Origin of the sequence: Salinivibrio sharmensis (assembly GCF_001995985.1) — a bacterium.
GTDB lineage: Bacteria > Pseudomonadota > Gammaproteobacteria > Enterobacterales > Vibrionaceae > Salinivibrio > Salinivibrio sharmensis.
In genome coordinates, this window is the sequence record NZ_MUFC01000001.1 from 305121 (window position 1) to 321767 (window position 16647).

General features: G+C 52.0%; 16 protein-coding genes and 2 tRNA genes. 5 read left to right on the plus strand and 13 right to left on the minus strand.

Annotation, left to right across the window (positions count from 1 at the left end; translation table 11 throughout):
* The first annotated feature begins 155 nt into the window (after positions 1-155).
* Entirely contained in the window at positions 156-1010 is an 855-nt protein-coding gene (locus tag BZG74_RS01450; RefSeq protein WP_077606006.1) for a co-chaperone YbbN, read from the plus strand.
* A gap of 3 nt (positions 1011-1013) precedes the next feature.
* Here BZG74_RS01450 and cueR read toward each other — a convergent pair whose 3' ends face one another.
* The gene (gene cueR, locus BZG74_RS01455) at positions 1014-1475 is read right to left on the minus strand and encodes a Cu(I)-responsive transcriptional regulator (protein WP_077771023.1); all 462 of its coding nucleotides are present in this window, start codon (positions 1473-1475) and stop codon (positions 1014-1016) included.
* Between the two features lie 103 nt (positions 1476-1578).
* On the opposite strand from cueR, the gene BZG74_RS01460 reads away from it, so the two are divergent.
* Both BZG74_RS01460 and BZG74_RS01465 read left to right on the plus strand, forming a co-directional pair.
* On the plus strand, positions 1579-4392 hold the full coding sequence (locus tag BZG74_RS01460; protein ID WP_077771024.1) for a cation transporter: 2814 nt from the start codon (positions 1579-1581) through the stop codon (positions 4390-4392).
* 12 nt (positions 4393-4404) lie between these two features.
* A complete protein-coding gene (locus tag BZG74_RS01465; RefSeq protein ID WP_077771025.1) occupies positions 4405-4842 on the plus strand; it encodes a DUF411 domain-containing protein in 438 nt (145 codons plus the stop codon).
* A gap of 54 nt (positions 4843-4896) precedes the next feature.
* On the opposite strand, the gene BZG74_RS01470 is transcribed toward BZG74_RS01465, so the two are convergent.
* Both BZG74_RS01470 and BZG74_RS01475 read right to left on the minus strand, forming a co-directional pair.
* Positions 4897-4973: transfer RNA gene (locus tag BZG74_RS01470), tRNA-Pro, on the minus strand.
* 53 nt (positions 4974-5026) lie between these two features.
* Positions 5027-5103: transfer RNA gene (locus tag BZG74_RS01475), tRNA-Pro, on the minus strand.
* Positions 5104-5411: 308 nt separating this feature from the next.
* Here BZG74_RS01475 and BZG74_RS01480 point away from each other — a divergent pair.
* Together BZG74_RS01480 and smrA are read left to right on the plus strand one after the other, a co-directional pair.
* Complete coding sequence (locus tag BZG74_RS01480; protein ID WP_046073685.1) at positions 5412-5549, plus strand: DUF3149 domain-containing protein; 138 nt, start codon at positions 5412-5414, stop codon at positions 5547-5549.
* A gap of 145 nt (positions 5550-5694) precedes the next feature.
* Positions 5695-6279, plus strand: coding sequence for a DNA endonuclease SmrA (gene smrA / locus BZG74_RS01485; protein WP_077771026.1), 585 nt, complete (start codon positions 5695-5697; stop codon positions 6277-6279).
* 70 nt (positions 6280-6349) lie between these two features.
* Here smrA and BZG74_RS01490 read toward each other — a convergent pair whose 3' ends face one another.
* The 10 genes from BZG74_RS01490 to hemA form a co-directional block, all read right to left on the minus strand.
* Positions 6350-6967 carry a LysE family translocator gene (locus BZG74_RS01490; protein ID WP_077605845.1) on the minus strand — a complete coding sequence of 206 codons (618 nt, stop codon included), beginning with the start codon at positions 6965-6967 and terminating at the stop codon, positions 6350-6352.
* A 17-nt stretch (positions 6968-6984) separates the two neighbouring features.
* Positions 6985-7458, minus strand: a complete 474-nt coding sequence (gene ybaK / locus BZG74_RS01495; protein ID WP_077771027.1) for a Cys-tRNA(Pro) deacylase — start codon at positions 7456-7458, stop codon at positions 6985-6987.
* A gap of 97 nt (positions 7459-7555) precedes the next feature.
* Positions 7556-9229: a bifunctional UDP-sugar hydrolase/5'-nucleotidase UshA gene (gene ushA / locus BZG74_RS01500; RefSeq protein WP_077771028.1), complete on the minus strand. Its 1674-nt coding sequence runs from the start codon at positions 9227-9229 to the stop codon at positions 7556-7558.
* 272 nt (positions 9230-9501) lie between these two features.
* On the minus strand, positions 9502-10848 hold the full coding sequence (locus BZG74_RS01505; protein WP_077771029.1) for a Na+/H+ antiporter NhaC family protein: 1347 nt from the start codon (positions 10846-10848) through the stop codon (positions 9502-9504).
* A 257-nt stretch (positions 10849-11105) separates the two neighbouring features.
* Entirely contained in the window at positions 11106-11957 is an 852-nt protein-coding gene (kdsA, locus tag BZG74_RS01510) for a 3-deoxy-8-phosphooctulonate synthase (RefSeq protein ID WP_077771030.1), read from the minus strand.
* Between the two features lie 31 nt (positions 11958-11988).
* A complete protein-coding gene (locus BZG74_RS01515) occupies positions 11989-12798 on the minus strand; it encodes a SirB1 family protein (RefSeq protein WP_077605842.1) in 810 nt (269 codons plus the stop codon).
* Positions 12799-12800: 2 nt separating this feature from the next.
* Positions 12801-13184 (minus strand): SirB2 family protein, encoded by a 384-nt coding sequence (locus BZG74_RS01520; RefSeq protein ID WP_077771128.1) that lies wholly within the window; start codon positions 13182-13184, stop codon positions 12801-12803.
* Between the two features lie 31 nt (positions 13185-13215).
* The gene (prmC, locus tag BZG74_RS01525) at positions 13216-14061 is read right to left on the minus strand and encodes a peptide chain release factor N(5)-glutamine methyltransferase (protein ID WP_077771031.1); all 846 of its coding nucleotides are present in this window, start codon (positions 14059-14061) and stop codon (positions 13216-13218) included.
* Positions 14061-15149 (minus strand): peptide chain release factor 1, encoded by a 1089-nt coding sequence (gene prfA / locus BZG74_RS01530; protein WP_077605840.1) that lies wholly within the window; start codon positions 15147-15149, stop codon positions 14061-14063. The genes prmC and prfA overlap by 1 nt, the downstream gene beginning before the upstream one ends.
* An 11-nt stretch (positions 15150-15160) precedes the next feature.
* Complete coding sequence (gene hemA, locus BZG74_RS01535) at positions 15161-16420, minus strand: glutamyl-tRNA reductase (RefSeq protein ID WP_077771032.1); 1260 nt, start codon at positions 16418-16420, stop codon at positions 15161-15163.
* Positions 16421-16647 lie beyond the last annotated feature (227 nt).

Sequence of the window (16647 nt, forward strand, 5' to 3'; positions counted from 1 at the left end):
CCACCCTTGGGTGGCTTTTTCGTGCCTGTTACGTTTCGCCCCTTTTCGCCTTTCGGTACTATCCGCCATCACTCGCCCAAATACACGCCCAGTTGCTTGAATTTCTGCACGTTTGCCCCCACCCTTAAGGAAAATCCACTTGGTCAGGATCCATGATGAACGCAAACTATATCGTCGAATTAACCGAGCATAATTTTCAGCAGATTCTAGAGTCGTCGTCTCGCACGCCCGTATTGGTGTACTTCTGGGCGAACATGATGCCTGAAAGCGTGGAGCTTAAGCCCACGGTTGAACAAATTGCTCACGACAGCCATGGCAGCTTTACGCTGGCAACTATCGACTGTGAAGCGCAGCAGCTGATTGCCGCGCAGTTTGGCGTGCGAGCGCTGCCAACCTTGGCGCTGTTTAAAGACGGTCAACCTGTGGATGGTCTTGCCGGCCCGCAAAATGAAGAGACCGTGCGCGAGATGCTCAATAAGCATTTGCCCAGCCCAGAAGATCAAGCGTTTGAGCAAGCCCGTCAGCTCATGGCCGAAGGCAATTACACCGATGCCTTGGTGATTTTAAAGCCACTGGAAACCAGCCACGGCGATAAAGGCGAGTATAAGCTGGCGATGGCTGAATGCTTGGTCGAGACTCATCAGTTTGATGCGGCGCAAGCGCTGCTCGATACCGTGCTGATGCAAGACCAAGACGCGACCTACAAAAGTTTGGTGGCAAAAATTGAGCTGCATAACCAAGCGATTGATGCCCCTGAAATTCGCCGTCTGCAGGCCCAACTCGAAGAGAACCCAGACGACGCCAACGTCGCCTATGAATTGGCGGTGCAATTTAATCAGATTAATCGCAGTGAAGAGGCGCTGGAGTTACTGATGAACATTCTTCGCCGCGATATGAATCATGCCGAGGGTGAAGCCAAGAAAACCCTGATGGATATTCTTACCGCACTCGGCCAAGGCAATGAAGTGGCGTCGCGTTATCGTCGTCAGCTCTACTCACTGCTTTACTAACGGTTAGTTTGTCAGGGGCGATTCAGTCTCTGACGCGCAACAACTTGAGGAGCTGGTGTCTAATTCACCTAGCTCACTGTCACCGCGCAGTGCTTCGATGATCGGGCACTGCGCGTCTCCATCACCGGGACACGCTTGGGTGAGCGCTTGAAGGGTGGTTTTCATCGCCGCCAGTTCTGCGATTTTCTCATCAATTTCTACCAGTTTACTTTCGGCGCGCGCTTTGACATCGGCACTGCGTAAAGACGGATCGCGCGATAACGCCAACAAATCCGCACTTTCTTCCAAGGTAAACCCCACCAATCGTGCACGGCGGATCATTTGCAGCTCATTGATATGCTGCTCGCGATAATCGCGATAGCCGTTCTCCGCTCGATGCGGTGGCGTGATCAGCCCTTTCTGCTCATAAAAGCGAATGGTTTTGCTGGTTAAGCCGGTTTTTTCTGCCACTTGTTGAATTTTCATTTCACTCGCTTGACCTTCCAGTAGCTATAAGGTTTACAGTTTAGCCTAACTGAAGTTGCGACAATCGCCAACATCGAATGACGTCAGGCGATAAGGAGAGGCAATGACCACCACCGACACTAACATCACCTACTACACACTGCCGCTGAGTGGCTTAAGCTGCCAAGGCTGTGTGAAAAAAGTGACAAAAGCGCTTGATGATATCGACGGGGTTCGCATTGAGGACATTGACACCCAGTCAGTGTCATTAGAAGCCCTGGGTGAGAGCACTGAGTACCCGCTACGCCAAGCGGTTACCGCGATTGAAGCGCTCGGCTATCAGGTCGGCTACCGTCACTACTTCACCTTAAGCGGGCTAAACTGCGGCCGTTGTGTGGCCAAAGTCGAAGCAACGCTGGACGAGCAGCCCACGGTGTTTTCTCATTCGGTGAGTAAAACAGAGGCGCACGTCCACACCAGCTTAACTGCTGATACGTTGATTAAAATGGTTGATCAGCTCGGCTATCAGGCTGAGCTTGCCACCAACGATGACCAAAGCGCTCATACTGACCATGACGCAACCTCAGACATGGACAGTGATAAAGAGTCAGACGCCGAGCTCAGTGACAGTTCACACAACCGCTCCGCCGCTTCTGGCTCTGAACAAGCGCATTCATCCAGCGATGACACCGCAAAAACTACCAACCAGACGACCCGTCAGCAATACGTATTATCGGGAATGACCTGCGCTAGCTGTGTAAGCAGTGTCGAAAACGCGATCAACAGCGTTGATGGTGTGGCCAATGTAAGTGTGAATCTGGCCGAGCGCAGTGCGATTGTAAAAGGCAACGCCGCACCTGACTCCATCGTTGAGGCCGTGGAAAACGCTGGCTATGGCGCAGAGAAAGTCGAGGATGACAATGATCGTCGCGAGCGCCAGCAGCACCAACAAGCCGCCGAGTTAAAAAACTTTAAACGCAGCACGATCGCTGGCTTGGGCCTGGGTGGCCCGATAATGGCTTGGGGGATATTGGGTGGCAGCATGACCATTCAATCCACCCAGGATCAGTGGGCGTGGGGCGCGGTGGCCATCCTTACCCTCTTGCTGCTCGCCACCGGGGGCCGTCATTTCTTCGCCAATGCCTGGCAAGCACTGAAGCACAAACGTGCCACCATGGATACCTTGGTAGCGCTAGGGACAGGCGCGGCATGGCTCTACTCTACTGCGGTGGTACTCGCCCCTGCCCTGTTCCCCGAGCAGGCTCGTCATGTGTACTTTGAAGCCTCAGCGATGATCATTGGTTTAATCAGCTTAGGCCACGCGATAGAAGCGCGTGCGCGTGCCAATACCTCCAAAGCGCTTGATCAGCTACTTGATTTGCAGCCGCCCACGGCGCTGGTTATCGAGAACGGCCAGGAGACGGAGCGCCCGCTTGATGAAATTAAACAAGGGATGACGCTACGGGTAAAACCGGGGGCGAAAGTGCCGGTAGATGGCGAAGTGGTCGATGGCAACAGCTATATCGATGAGTCGATGCTCACGGGTGAACCCGTGCCGGTCAGCAAACAACAGGGAGACACCCTGCACGCCGGGACAGTCAACCAAAAAGGGAGCTTGACGTTTAAAGCCACCGGCGTCGGTAGCGATACCATGCTGGCGCGTATTATCGATTTGGTGCGCGAAGCTCAAAGCAGTAAACCCGAGCTGGCCAAGCTTGCCGACCGCATTTCCGCGGTGTTTGTACCGATCGTGGTCGCCATTGCGTTGGTCACAGCGGCTATCTGGTATGTTGTCGGCCCCGAGCCGTCGGTCAGCTACATGCTAGTCACCGCCACCACGGTGCTAATTATCGCGTGTCCATGTGCGCTTGGCCTCGCCACGCCTTTATCGGTCACCGCGGCGGTCGGTCGCGCTGCCGAAGTCGGGGTATTAATTCGTGATGCGGATGCGCTACAAACCGCGGCCAAACTCCACACCTTGGTCTTTGATAAAACCGGGACATTGACACGCGGCCAGCCGGAAGTGACCAATGTAAAAGCGATTAACGACGACCAAGCGCGCTTGATGGCGATCGCCGCCTCGCTGGAGCAACACTCCGAGCACCCGCTGGCACAGGCCATTGTTAATTATGCCAAGGCACAGGATCTGTCGCTGCCAACGTCAAACGACTTTAACAGCGAATCTGGCAAAGGGATCCAGGCGCAGATTGATGGTACGCGTTACTTCATTGGCAACCAAGCCTGGATGGACGCACAAGGGATCGAGACTTCCTCCCATAAAAGTGACATTGATGCCATGACTCAGCGTGGCGAGACCGCTATCTATCTTGCCAATGCAGACAGTGTGCAAGCGCTGATTGGCGTCAGTGACCCCATTCGTGACGATGCGATTGACGCTGTGGCTAACCTGCAATCGCAAGGCCTCGAAGTGATCATGCTCTCTGGTGATCACCCTGATACGGCCAATGCCATTGGTCGTCAGCTAGGGATTGATCACGTGATTGCTGGGGTGCTACCCGATGAGAAATCGGAACAAATTCAACAGCTGCAACAGCAAGGCAAGCGCGTCGCTATGGTTGGTGATGGCATTAATGACGCCCCGGCACTCGCACAAGCCGATGTGGGTGTCGCTATGGGCAGTGGCAGTGACATTGCCATAGAAAGTGCGCAAATCACTCTGATGCACCAGCACCTGGGGGCATTGGCTAACGCGATTGCTTTGTCTCAAGCCGCCGTGCGCAATATGAAGCAGAACCTCTTTGGTGCCTTTATTTATAACACCTTAGGGATCCCAGTCGCGGCCGGTATCCTTTATCCATTCACTGGCATGTTGCTCAGCCCAGTAATCGCAGGGGGCGCGATGGCGCTATCTTCGATTACGGTTGTCACCAACGCCAATCGACTACGTTTTTTCAAAATAAAATCAAACAATAAGTAACAAGGAGCGAGAATGAAGCGTTTACAACTACTTGTAGCAACAGTGGGTCTAATGAGCGCCTCGGCAATGGCCGCGAGCGGTGTGGTGTATAAATCGCCCAGCTGTGGCTGTTGCGACGATTGGGTTGAGCACATGACGCAAGCCGGTTTTGAGCTGGAGGTTAAACCGCATGACGATATGGCGTCCATCAAGCAAGAAATGGGTGTGCCTGCCGATATGCAGTCGTGCCACACCGCACGCATCAACGGCTATGTGATTGAAGGGCATGTGCCAGCCAAAGAGGTGAAAAAGCTACTCGCTACCCATACTGGGTTAGAAGGGCTGGCGGTAGCTGGCATGCCGATCGGCTCGCCGGGCATGGAATATGGTGACCGCCACCAGCCCTACACAGTGATGGCGTTTGATGACGCAGGCAACACACAAGCCTTCCAGCATTACCCAAAACCATAAGCTCACCGTCAGCATAACGAAAAAAACCCCAGCCTCTCGGCTGGGGTTTCTTATTGGTCGGTGAAGAGGGATTCGAACCCCCGACCCTCTGGTCCCAAACCAGATGCGCTACCAAACTGCGCTATTCACCGTTGATGCTTTTTACGTCAACCAAGTAACCTTCGATCACTCAGCTTTAAAATAATGGTCGGTGAAGAGGGATTCGAACCCCCGACCCTCTGGTCCCAAACCAGATGCGCTACCAAACTGCGCTATTCACCGACATCTCTGACAAGTTTTACGAATGGGCAGTGAACTTGTCAAGCAGCTTGGTATGCGTTTAAGTGCATCCTGCCTGCTGAGGTCGCCTATCATACTCAAGCATCACGAAACCTCAAGCCCTAGCGGCGTATTTTTTCATTCAACCACTTTAAACGGTGAAACTCGCATCAGTTGCGCACAGTTTGTGATCAGATCGTTGTTAACAAATGTTGATAATTTGTTCGCCATTTCTCTTGATCCTGATCAGTATTCAACCTGCTTCCTATTGGCATCCTGACCCTACATTAACGGATACGAGGGTACAGACTATGGACTTTTGGCTTGATCTACTTTTCGGCAACGCCGTGGGCTTGTCATCCATGATTGTCATCATCTGTACATTTGGCCTGATCAGCTTTTTCGGCGGCTATTTTGTCTACAAAGTGATGACTTCCAAACCTCAATAACCTGTTTTATTGCCTACCTATCTTTAAGCAAACTTGCTTAACCTGGAGTTGCATGGTTGGTCACAGAGTGTGGCTCTAGGTTTCTTTTTTTATTTTCGTTTATACTGTCCCTAAATGACTCCACGACGCACATGGCAATGTAGTGATGAGTGATAAAAACGAATTTGAGCTGTTCCGAGAAATGATGTCAGATGTCGCGCCCATCAAGCAGGACACGGTTGAGGATCAAACAGGATCGCATCAGCCTACTGAAGCCCAGCTTGCACGCCAACAAGCCGCGCAGAAGCTGGCAAACAGCGATCCTGAATACCTGTCACTCGAGTACGCCCAGATGGTCAAGCCCGACGAGGTGATGGCCTACAAGCGCGATGGCGTGCAGGATGGCGTGTTTCGTAAACTACGACTAGGCAAATATGACGTCAACGCCAGGCTCGACCTGCACAAGATGTCATTGGAAAAAGCCCGCGATGAAATTTTACGTTTTTTAAAACAATGCCAGCGTATGGATGTGCGTACCGTGATCATTGTGCATGGAAAAGGCGAGCGTAGTAACCCACAGGCAATGATGAAAAGCTATGTCTGTCAGTGGCTACAACAAATTTCAGATGTGCTCTGCTACCATTCGGCTCTGCGTCACCAAGGCGGTACCGGCGCGTTGTATGTGATGCTGAAAAAAAGCCAAGAGAAGAAGCTAGAAACCCGCGAGCGCCACTTAAGTCACCGCCCCTAAATGCAAAAAGACTGGCGGGCTGCCAGTCTTTTTATTAACGCGTCTGTTTGTTGCCTCTAGCTTCGCCTCACTATTGCAGCGTCACCACCACACGTACCGCCAGCGCAATCAATACCACGCCTGAAAGCTTATCCACCCACGCGCCGTGGTGACGTAGCTTGTCGACAATGGCTGGGCTAGACAACAAAAAGGCTATCAAGGTGTACCAAAGCCCATCAATCAATAATGGTGTCAACACAATCACACTACGACTAAATAAGTCCGTACCCACCGCAACAAACTGACTAAACAAAGCAATAAAAAATAGCGCCAGCTTTGGGTTGAGCATTGAGATCATCGCCCCATCGCGTGCCGCCTCGCCTAAACTGGCGGGTTGTCCCGCTTCTAATTTAGCTGCCACCCCGCCTTTACTGAGCAATGATTTCACCCCTAACCAAGCAAGGTACCCAGCGCCGGCATAGGCAATAATGGTAAAGAGTAGCGGAGACTGCTTAAAAATAACCGCCAGCCCTAACATGGTAATGAGCGCATAGAGGCCAACCCCTAAGGCATGCGCCCATGAAGCGACAATGCCATGTAAGCGGCTATTGGCAAGACTATGCTTTGCCATTACTACCAAACTAGGACCTGGCGACATCGCTCCTAGCATGCAAACCAACGCGAGCGACGCCCAAATGGTAAGTGTCATCTGTGTATCCTTCTTATTTATTCGCCAATCGCGGCATAATGCCCTGCAGTTAAAGACAGCAGATCGTCCGGTGAGAGTTCGATTTCCAGTCCACGCCGCCCGGCACTGACACAAATGGTCTCAAACTGCTGTGCGGAGCTGTCGACAAACGTCGGTAGCCGCTTTTTCTGGCCTAGGGGGCTGATCCCGCCCACCAGATAGCCTGTTGTGCGCTGTGCCACTTGCGGATCGGCCATGGTCGCTTTCTTGCCACCCGCCGCTTTGGCAGCGGCTTTTAGATTAAGACTGCCTTTCACCGGGACAACCGCCACCGCCAGCTGCTTGCTGTCACCATTAATACAAAACAATAATGTTTTGAATACCCGAGCCGGGTCTTGCCCTAACGCTTGGACAGCTTCTTCACCAAAGTTAAGGTTATTGGGATCGTGCTGGTACTGGTGAACTTCAAACGCAATGCCTTGTTTTTCTGCTAATTTGATTGCAGGCGTCATCGTTTTGCCACTTGTTTGTAAACCAGTCACTAATGATTACATAAAAAAAGCGGCACCGCATCGGTACCGCTTTTTGTTCTGACAATCTTACAGCCATTTATTTGTAAACGATCTCGCCTTGTGGCGCATAGTCGTTAACATCGATTGGGCTGTTGTCTTCCAGGTAGTCTTTCAGTACTTCTGCATCAACAAAGCCAGTATTGACGTTACCAGGGTGGTTAGTCAGTTTTGGATAGCCGTCGCCGCCCGCAGCGTTAAAGCTTGGCACGGTGAAGCGATAGGTTTTATCCATATCAATAGGCTCACCGCCAATCTTCACGTCATGGACTTTACCGTCTTCAACGGCCATCGACAGACCCGCAAATTGCGCGTAGGCACCCGAATCAACTGGCTTGGTCCCTACCACATTCAGGTAATCCATCACTTCTTTACCGCTCATGTCGGTATAGGTGACCATGTTGCCAAACGGCTGCACTTTAAGCACATCTTTATAGGTGATGTCGCCGGCAATGATAGAGTCACGCACACCGCCTGAGTTCATGACCGCAAAGTCTGCTTTGGCGCGCTCCATGTGAGCAGTTGCAATTAGACGGCCTAGGTTGGTCTGCTGGAAGCGCACAATGTTGCGATCGCCCACTAACTTGCCATTGCTCTCAGCAATTTTCACGCTCAGCTTCTCTTGGCCTTTGTCTTGGTAAGGCTTCAAGAAATCATACAGCGCTTGGTCTTTTTCAATTTCATCTTGAATAAAGACGCGTTTTTTCTCGCCATCAACCTTAATTTTCTTCTTCAGGTTAACCGGGATCAGGTCATAGCTAACCAGGCTAAGGTCGCCGTTTTGGAATTCAAATTCCGCTTTACCGACATACTTGCCCCACTCATGGGCTTGCATAATCCACGCGCCATTTTGTTGGTCCGGCGTACAGGCATCACCAGGCTCGAAGCTCTTGTTATACATGTTCGGGCCTTCCATACACACCGGCTCTTGTGAGTGGCCACCGATGATAAGGTCGAGATCACCTTCATCCATGTAACGCGCTAGCGCCACATCGCCCGGGGCGTTAACACCACTTTTACCGTCTGCATAGTGACCCATGTGGGTCGCCGCAATGATGATGTCAGGCTTCTCGGTTTCTTTGAGCTTGGCGATCACTTTTTTCGCTTCCGCTTTCGGGTCACGGAAATCGAGCGAGCCAATGTATTCTGGGTTACCGATTTTGGCCGTGTCTTCAGTGGTCAGACCCACAACCGCAATTTTCAACCCATTGCGCTCAAACATCTCGTAAGCCTGATACTTACGTTCACCGGTTTCTTTGTCGTAAATGTTGGCAGAGAGCATCGGGAAGTCGGCCCACTGCATTTGCTGTTCAAGCACGCTAAGCGGGTTATCGAACTCGTGGTTACCAATGGCCATTGCATCGTAACCAATTTGGGTCATCCCTTTGAAATCAGGCTCCGCTTGCAGCAAATCTGACTCTGGTACCCCCGTGTTGATGTCACCGCCCGACAGGAGCAGTACTTCGCTGCCTTCCGCTTTAGCTTCTGCGCGCAGATCATCAATTAGGGTTTTACGTGCTGCCATGCCGTATTCGCCATAGCGGTTGTGCCAGAAACGACCGTGGTGATCGTTGGTATGAAGAATGGTGAGTTTATAAGTGGTATCTGGCGCCCAACCTTGCTCTTGTGTCTCTGAACCAGAGTTGGCACAGCCTGCCAATGATGCAATTAACGCAGCGCTGACCGCTGCCTTTAAACAAAGACGTTCCTTCATGATCATAGACCTTTTTAGCGATGGATAAACCACCATCGACATCATTGTCGGTGGTTATAAAACGCTATCTAGTCTAAAAGAATTGATGCTATGGTGCTGAGTGATTTCAGATTTTTGTTGCTGTGATCACCTTACAACGCCTAGCTAAGGCGACTTTGGTGATCGAGACAAAATTTCTAGAGCCTGCACTCTAGACAGATCAAAAACGGCGCAGCCTTTGCTTACCTATCTAGACAAGAAAAGACAGCGCCGTGATGTGTCAACCGTAGCGATTAAGCGCGACGCGCTTGCCACCATCGGCGGCTAATCACCGCAATCAATGCGGACGCGGCGAGGAAGAAACAGTAGTAAGAGTGGCTAACAATCACCAACGGCGACAAGCCAAAGCTCGCGCCAAGGAGCAGGATTTGTGCGCCATAAGGGATCAGGCCTTGTACCACGCAGGAAAAGATATCCAGTAAGCTGGCACTGCGTTTGGCCGGCACCGAGTGCTCACTGGCAATGTTTTTCGCCACTTGCCCAGAGACCACAATCGCGACCGTGTTGTTGGCGGTACACAAGTTGGAAAAAGACACTAACAAGGCAATACCAAATTCACTCGCGCGGGAGTGATGCGAGCCACGTTTTTTCTCAAAGCGGGCGATCACTCGATTGACGGCTTGGGTCAAAAAGCTCAGTCCGCCTTGGCAGCGCATCAGCTCGGCAATTCCGCCAATCATCAGCGACAGAACAAAGATTTCTTGCATGCTGGCAAAACCTGCTTTGACCTCTTGGCTGAAAGTCAGCAGCGTGAAGTCTGGGGTGCTCATTAACCCCACACACAGCGCCAATGCAATCCCAGCGGTGAGCACCACAAACACGTTTAATCCCGCCAGCGCCAATACAATGATCGACAAATAGGGTAATACCGCCAGATAGTTAATGCTCTTTGGTGCGTCAACGGGTGCGCTTTGGTTGTTAAACACAAACAGAATAATCGCGGCAACCGCGGCGGGAATGGCTATCCCCACGTTCTCTTTGAATTTGTCGCGCATGCTACAGCCTTGTGAGCGCGTCGCGGCGATGGTGGTGTCAGAGATAAAAGAAAGGTTATCACCAAACATCGCCCCGCTTAGCAGCACACCGGCCATTACGGCTGGTGCCTGCCCCGTGGCTGTCGCCATGTTCAATGCAAAAGGTGCTAATGCGGCAATGGTGCCCATTGAGGTGCCCATTGCCGTTGAGATGAAAGCGGCAATCACAAATAGCCCGGGTAAGATTAAGCTTTCTGGGATCAGGGTCAGTCCGAGGTTAACCGTGGCCTCTACCCCACCCGTGGCATCGGCAACCGCGGAAAAGGCGCCAGCGAGCAAATAAATCAAGCACATGGCAATAATGTCGCCGTGCCCCATACCGCGAATAAACTGTTCAATGGCGGTGTTCAGACGCTCACGGCTCAAGCCAATGGCCAAAATCACTGCTGGCAGAATAGCAACGTGCGCAGGAAGCTGATAAAACGCGTAGTCCGCGCCTTCTAGGGTAAAATACACGCCCGCCCCGATAAAAAGGGTTAGAAATAAAAGTAGGGGGAGGAGTGCGAGCGCTGAGGGTCGCGGTGTGGTGTTTGCTGATGTTGTCATGGCAGTTTTTGTAATACCTCTTTTAAAACTGTGATCAAGGTTACAGACCTCTAGCCGTCCAGTCAACAAATGGACGTCTAAACATCTAAATATCTTGATTGCTTGTCTAGATTGCTGACGGGTTGCTCAGTTAATAACTCTGAATTCGTGCTTGGATGCATGCGACCACTTCGTCATGCCTGCCATGTCGTGTGTCCGCAGATACAAAAAAAGCTGCCATTTCGGCAGCTTTCTTATCGGTATCGATCGACTGTTAATTAGCGGATATCGATCTCTTCAAAGTTTTTAATCACATCATCCAGCGACTTCATTTGTGCCAGGAAAGGCTCAAGTTTGTCCAATGGTAGCGCTGACGGCCCATCACAACGCGCATTGTCTGGGTCTGGGTGCGCTTCGATAAACAAACCGGCAATTTTGGTGCCTAAACCCGCACGAGCCAGATCAACCGTTTGTTGACGGCGTCCACCCGATGCCGCGCCTTGTGGATCACGGCATTGCAGCGCATGGGTAACATCAAAGATGATCGGGCTGCCTTTAGAGGCCTTTTTCATCACATCAAAGCCCAGCATATCCACCACCAAGTTATCGTAACCGTGGCAGCTACCACGCTCACACAAGATCACCTTCTCGTTACCGCACTCGGCAAACTTATCGACGATGTTTCCCACTTGTCCAGGGCTCATAAATTGGGGTTTTTTAACGTTGATCACCGCATCCGTTTTGGCCATCGCTGCCACCAAGTCGGTTTGACGGGCTAAGAACGCTGGTAGCTGGATCACGTCCGCCACTTCCGCTACGGGTGCCGCTTGCTCTTGCTCATGAATGTCGGTGATCACTTTGACGCCAAAGGTGCTTTTCAGCTCTTCAAAGATCTTCAGGCCTTCTTCCATTCCCGGTCCACGGTATGAGTGCACTGACGAGCGGTTCGCTTTGTCGAATGAAGCTTTAAACACATAGGGAATGCCAAGCTTGTCGGTGACCTTGACGTAATGCTCACATATTTGCATGGCCAAATCGCGTGACTCCAGCACATTCATGCCAGCAAACAAGGTAAACGGGCGATCATTGGCAACCGATGTATCGCCAATGTGGACGGTTTTTTGCGTCATACAGGTATCCTTAGTCATGCGTCATCACGCATCAATGTAACGTCGGTTGCTCTTCGTTAAGCGCTTTTACTTGCATTTTTAGCAGCTCTGCTGCCGGGTCATCCGGGCATTGCTCAATAAAATACTCGTAATCAGTCGCCGCCACACGATCACAATCCAATTGTTGGAAAATATAGCCGCGGTCGCGAATTTCGTAAGGATCATCAGGGCTAAAGGTCAGCGCCAGCTCACTACAACGCAGCGCCATGGCATACTTTTCTTCCCGTAACAAAGCACTTTTCGCCACGGTCAGCCAACGGCCGATAATGGTCGGGTTGTCACTGGACTGCAAGTGCGACGCTTCAAGCTCGGCAAGTGGCCCTTGGCTCCCTTTGAGCCAGCCACGTAAAATGCGCTCGTTAACCCGTTCGCCGTTAAACGGGTTGATGAAAACGGGGGCGTCCTCTAATTCATCAATACGCAGCACGAGCTGGCTGGGAAACGCCATTGGTTTAACGGGCAACGACAAGCGCTCGCACAGGTATAAGAAGACGGCACCCAATGAGGCTGGGATCCCAGTTTTACGCTCTAACACCTTATTAATAAAAACATTGTCAGATGAAAAGTACTGCTCAATGTCTCCTTTAAATTGCCACTGGTGATAAAACAGACGACACAGGCCATCTAGGCGTAACGCCATATCAGGCTCGGCACCAAGCTGATGCTCGGCTTCGTCGGCAAGACGGTCCAGTGACGCTTTCACTTGATGCACATCGACAGACGGGTCGATGGCATGGTTGAGGGTTGCAGCCCCTTCAGCCAGTGTCAGCGCGTCTAGTTGTTGATCGGTTAATGGCATCATGTTTATCCCATTACGTGAGGAACTTTGAGTAGTGCAAGGTTAGCCGCGGCATACGCCCACCCTAATGCGCCTAAAAAGGCTACCGTTCGGAATAATTTGCCTCGGCTGTAGTGCAAGGCGACAAAGCCCAAAGCAATGTAAGCTAAGACACAGGTCAGCTTTTCCGTCAGCCACGCGCCAGATTCGGTGAAGGGAATAAACCCGGTCACAAAAATCAGCGCAACACCGGTGCTTAGTAATAGGGTATCGACCACGTGCGGGGTGACCTTAACCCATTTTTTATTCATCATCTCACTGCCACGCATCACCCAGATAAATCGGATCACGAATAACGAAAGGCTTAACACCACGGTCAATAAGTGGGTGTGCTTGAGGGCCATGTAGATCATAACGATTCCTGCTTCCTATCAGTGTCAGTTAAAGTCGCTGTACCAAGGTGACTCTATCGAGCCCAGCGTAGTCTTGTTGTGTTTTGGCATCGAGCCAGCCGGCGTCTTTCCATGCCGCCCGGACCGCTTCGCCTTGATTGTAACCATGCTCGACCATCAACCAGCCCCCATCGACCAGGTACGTGGGCGCAATTTTACCGATATGACGAATCGCGGCTAAGCCACTTTCTTCGGCTACCAAGGCACTGGCAGGCTCAAAGCGGACATCGCCTTGCTGAAGGTGTGGATCATCGCCATCAATGTACGGTGGGTTACTCACAATCACGTCAAACCGATTCATATCACTGAGTGCGCTGAACCAGTCGCTTTGAATAAAATGTGCGTTTGAGAGGTGGTTGTCGTGCGCATTTCGGCTTGCCAAGGCCACCGCTTCAGGCATCAAGTCAACCCCCACGACAGTGATATCGGGGCGCTCGCTGGCAATGGCTAAGGCCACGGCGCCCGTCCCTGTACCTAAATCCAGTACACGACAAGGCGTCGGAGGTAGCACGGCCAGCGCTTGCTCCACCAGCAGCTCGGTTTCAGGGCGCGGGATCAAGGTCGCCGGTGAGACACTGAGTCGTAGCGTCCAAAAATCGCGATAACCCAAAATATACGCCACGGGCTCACCTTGGAGGCGACGAGCAAACAACTGACGAAATTGCGCCAATTGTGCTGCAGTGAGTTTGCGCTCTGGCCAGGTGTAAAGGTAACTGCTTGGCTGTCCTAACACATGGCAGAGTAACGCCCTTACGTCGACGCCTGCAGAGCCGCCCGATAAGGCGGTCAGCTCTGTGGTGCTATCGGCCAGTAATGCGCTGATCGTCGCTGTCATTATTGCTGCTCAGACAAGGCGGCAAGTTGGTCGGCTTGGTGCTCTTGAATCACCGGGTCGACCAAGCTATCCAGGTCACCTTGCATCACATCGTCGAGGCGATACAAAGTCAGGTTGATTCGGTGATCCGACACCCGCCCTTGCGGATAGTTGTAGGTGCGAATCCGGTCTGAGCGGTCGCCCGAGCCCAACAGGTTGCGGCGCGTCGACGCCTCTTCTGCGGCGCGCTTTTCTTCTTCCGCCTTAATCAAACGTGCCGCCAATACCGACATCGCTTTAGCGCGGTTTTTGTGTTGTGAGCGCTCATCCTGACATTCCACCACTGTACCAGTCGGCAAGTGAGTAATACGAATGGCAGAATCTGTGGTGTTGACGTGCTGACCACCGGCACCGGATGCACGGAAGGTGTCAACTTTCAGATCGGCTGGATTAATCTCTGGCGCTTCCGCTTCTGGGATTTCTGGCAAAATCGCTACAGTACAGGCCGAGGTATGCACGCGCCCTTGTGATTCTGTTGCGGGCACGCGTTGTACACGATGGCCGCCAGATTCAAACTTCAGCACACCATACGCGCCTTCACCGGCAACACGGGCAATCACTTCTTTAAAGCCGCCGTGCTCCCCTTCACTGGCACTAATAATTTCCAGTTTCCAGCCGCGCTGCTCAGCATAACGGCTATACATGCGGAATAAATCCCCAGCAAAAATCCCAGCTTCATCTCCACCGGCACCGGCACGAATTTCCAGGAAGCAGTTGCGGTCATCGTTCGGATCTTTTGGCAGCAGCAGGATCTGGAGCTGATCGGTCAGTGATGCAATGGTTTGTTCAGCCTGCGCCACTTCTTCTTGCGCCATTTCACGCATCTCTGCGTCATCTTCGTTGGCCATCTCTTTTGCAGCCGCTAAGTCTTCTTGCGCTTGCTTGAACTCAGTGAAGCACTTGATCACCTCTTCCAGCTGCGAATACTCTTTCGACAACGCGCGGAATTTGTTCTGATCATTAATGATGTCTGGGGTGCCGAGCAGGTGCTGGACTTCTTCGTAACGCTCAGATAGCGACTCTAGCTTGGCTAATATTGATGCTTTCATATGTCTCTTCGTTAGTTGTCACTGTCCAGCCCCAGACAAACACGCATCACCGCCAGTTTATCTGGTTCACCATTTTGTGCAGCTTGCTGCATCGCCTGCGTGGGGGGGTGGATCAGTTTATTGGTCAGACGGTTACTCAGCTGGCGTAATACGCTTTCTGCGTCAGCGCCATTGGCTAGAGCCTGAATACTTTGCTCCAATTCCGCCTGTTTAATGTGTTCAGACTGTGTACGATACTGCTTGATACTGTCTACCGCTTCGCGTGAGCGCAGCCAGCGCATAAAATCAGCACTCTCTTCGGTCACAATCACTTCGGCTTGAATCGCCGCGAGTTTTCGCTGCTCGCGGTTGTGCTCCACAATCGACTGTAAATCATCCACGCTGTATAAATACGCGTCTGCGAGACTGCCCACGTTTTCATCAATGTCACGCGGCACGGCTATATCAATCAGCAACATGGGTTGGTGACGCCGCTGTTTCAAGGCTTTTTCTACCATCACCTTTTCAATCAATGGCATAGGCGCGGCCGTCGAGCTAATCACAATGTCGGCGTGGCAGAGTTGCTCTTCAAGGGCATCGAGCCCCGACACTTTCGCGTCAAATTGCTCGGCAAGTGCCTGTGCACGTGATTGCGTGCGGTTAGCAAAAATAATCTGACTGCATTGGTGCTCTTTTAAATGCCTCGCCACCAGCTCAATGGTCTCGCCAGCGCCCACGAGCAAGGTGGTTACGTCTGATAACGACTCAAAAATCTGGCGCGCCAATGTGCACGCGGCAAAAGCCACTGATACCGCATTGCCGCCAATCTCGGTCTCGGTACGGACCCGCTTGGCCACCGCAAAGGCTTTATGAAATAATTTCTCCAATGAGCCAGAAATCATTCCCGCCTCACCCGCACTGGCATACGCTTGCTTGACCTGCCCCAGTATTTGCGGCTCGCCTAACACCAAGGAGTCTAACCCGCACGCTACCCGCATCAGGTGCTTCACCGCAGACTGCTCTTCATGGTAATAAATGCTGGCCATCAGGCTGTCGCTACTGAGCTGATGAAAGCGCGTTAGCCACTCAACCAATACCCCAACACCCGGCTGGTTTAGCTCTGCATAAATCTCAGTACGGTTGCAGGTTGAAACGATCACGCAACTGCGCACCTGTGGATGCTCGGAAAGCTGCCCTAACGCCTGCTCAAGTTGTTGCGGCGAAAAGGCGACCTTTTCCCGCAGCTCGACGGGGGCCGTTTTGTGATTAATTCCGAGAACTAACAGGCTCATGAAGCGTTGTTACCGACAGCACCAGTAAGGATTGGAGCGGAGGATTTTACTTGATGCCCCCCGCGAATTAAAGCGAACATTGTATCGCAGCATTTTCGTGGTACGGAAATGTGAAGCCTCGCGAGATCGATGTAAAGGTATACAACAGCTAACATGGCTTTATTTCCTCCACACAACCAAGCGCTTGACTGACTTCTCTCCGTCCGGCGCTTGTGGCAAAGTAGCGT

What these genes read in the sequence shown, in the direction of transcription:
- BZG74_RS01450 (WP_077606006.1), top strand. Translation starts at nt 156, where the DNA reads ATGAACGCAAACTATATCGTCGAATTAACCGAGCATAATTTTCAGCAG.
- cueR (WP_077771023.1), bottom strand. Translation starts at nt 1,475, where the DNA reads ATGAAAATTCAACAAGTGGCAGAAAAAACCGGCTTAACCAGCAAAACC.
- BZG74_RS01460 (WP_077771024.1), top strand. Translation starts at nt 1,579, where the DNA reads ATGACCACCACCGACACTAACATCACCTACTACACACTGCCGCTGAGT.
- BZG74_RS01465 (WP_077771025.1), top strand. Translation starts at nt 4,405, where the DNA reads ATGAAGCGTTTACAACTACTTGTAGCAACAGTGGGTCTAATGAGCGCC.
- BZG74_RS01480 (WP_046073685.1), top strand. Translation starts at nt 5,412, where the DNA reads ATGGACTTTTGGCTTGATCTACTTTTCGGCAACGCCGTGGGCTTGTCA.
- smrA (WP_077771026.1), top strand. Translation starts at nt 5,695, where the DNA reads ATGAGTGATAAAAACGAATTTGAGCTGTTCCGAGAAATGATGTCAGAT.
- BZG74_RS01490 (WP_077605845.1), bottom strand. Translation starts at nt 6,967, where the DNA reads ATGACACTTACCATTTGGGCGTCGCTCGCGTTGGTTTGCATGCTAGGA.
- ybaK (WP_077771027.1), bottom strand. Translation starts at nt 7,458, where the DNA reads ATGACGCCTGCAATCAAATTAGCAGAAAAACAAGGCATTGCGTTTGAA.
- ushA (WP_077771028.1), bottom strand. Translation starts at nt 9,229, where the DNA reads ATGAAGGAACGTCTTTGTTTAAAGGCAGCGGTCAGCGCTGCGTTAATT.
- BZG74_RS01505 (WP_077771029.1), bottom strand. Translation starts at nt 10,848, where the DNA reads ATGACAACATCAGCAAACACCACACCGCGACCCTCAGCGCTCGCACTC.
- kdsA (WP_077771030.1), bottom strand. Translation starts at nt 11,957, where the DNA reads ATGACGCAAAAAACCGTCCACATTGGCGATACATCGGTTGCCAATGAT.
- BZG74_RS01515 (WP_077605842.1), bottom strand. Translation starts at nt 12,798, where the DNA reads ATGATGCCATTAACCGATCAACAACTAGACGCGCTGACACTGGCTGAA.
- prmC (WP_077771031.1), bottom strand. Translation starts at nt 14,061, where the DNA reads ATGACAGCGACGATCAGCGCATTACTGGCCGATAGCACCACAGAGCTG.
- prfA (WP_077605840.1), bottom strand. Translation starts at nt 15,149, where the DNA reads ATGAAAGCATCAATATTAGCCAAGCTAGAGTCGCTATCTGAGCGTTAC.
- hemA (WP_077771032.1), bottom strand. Translation starts at nt 16,420, where the DNA reads ATGAGCCTGTTAGTTCTCGGAATTAATCACAAAACGGCCCCCGTCGAG.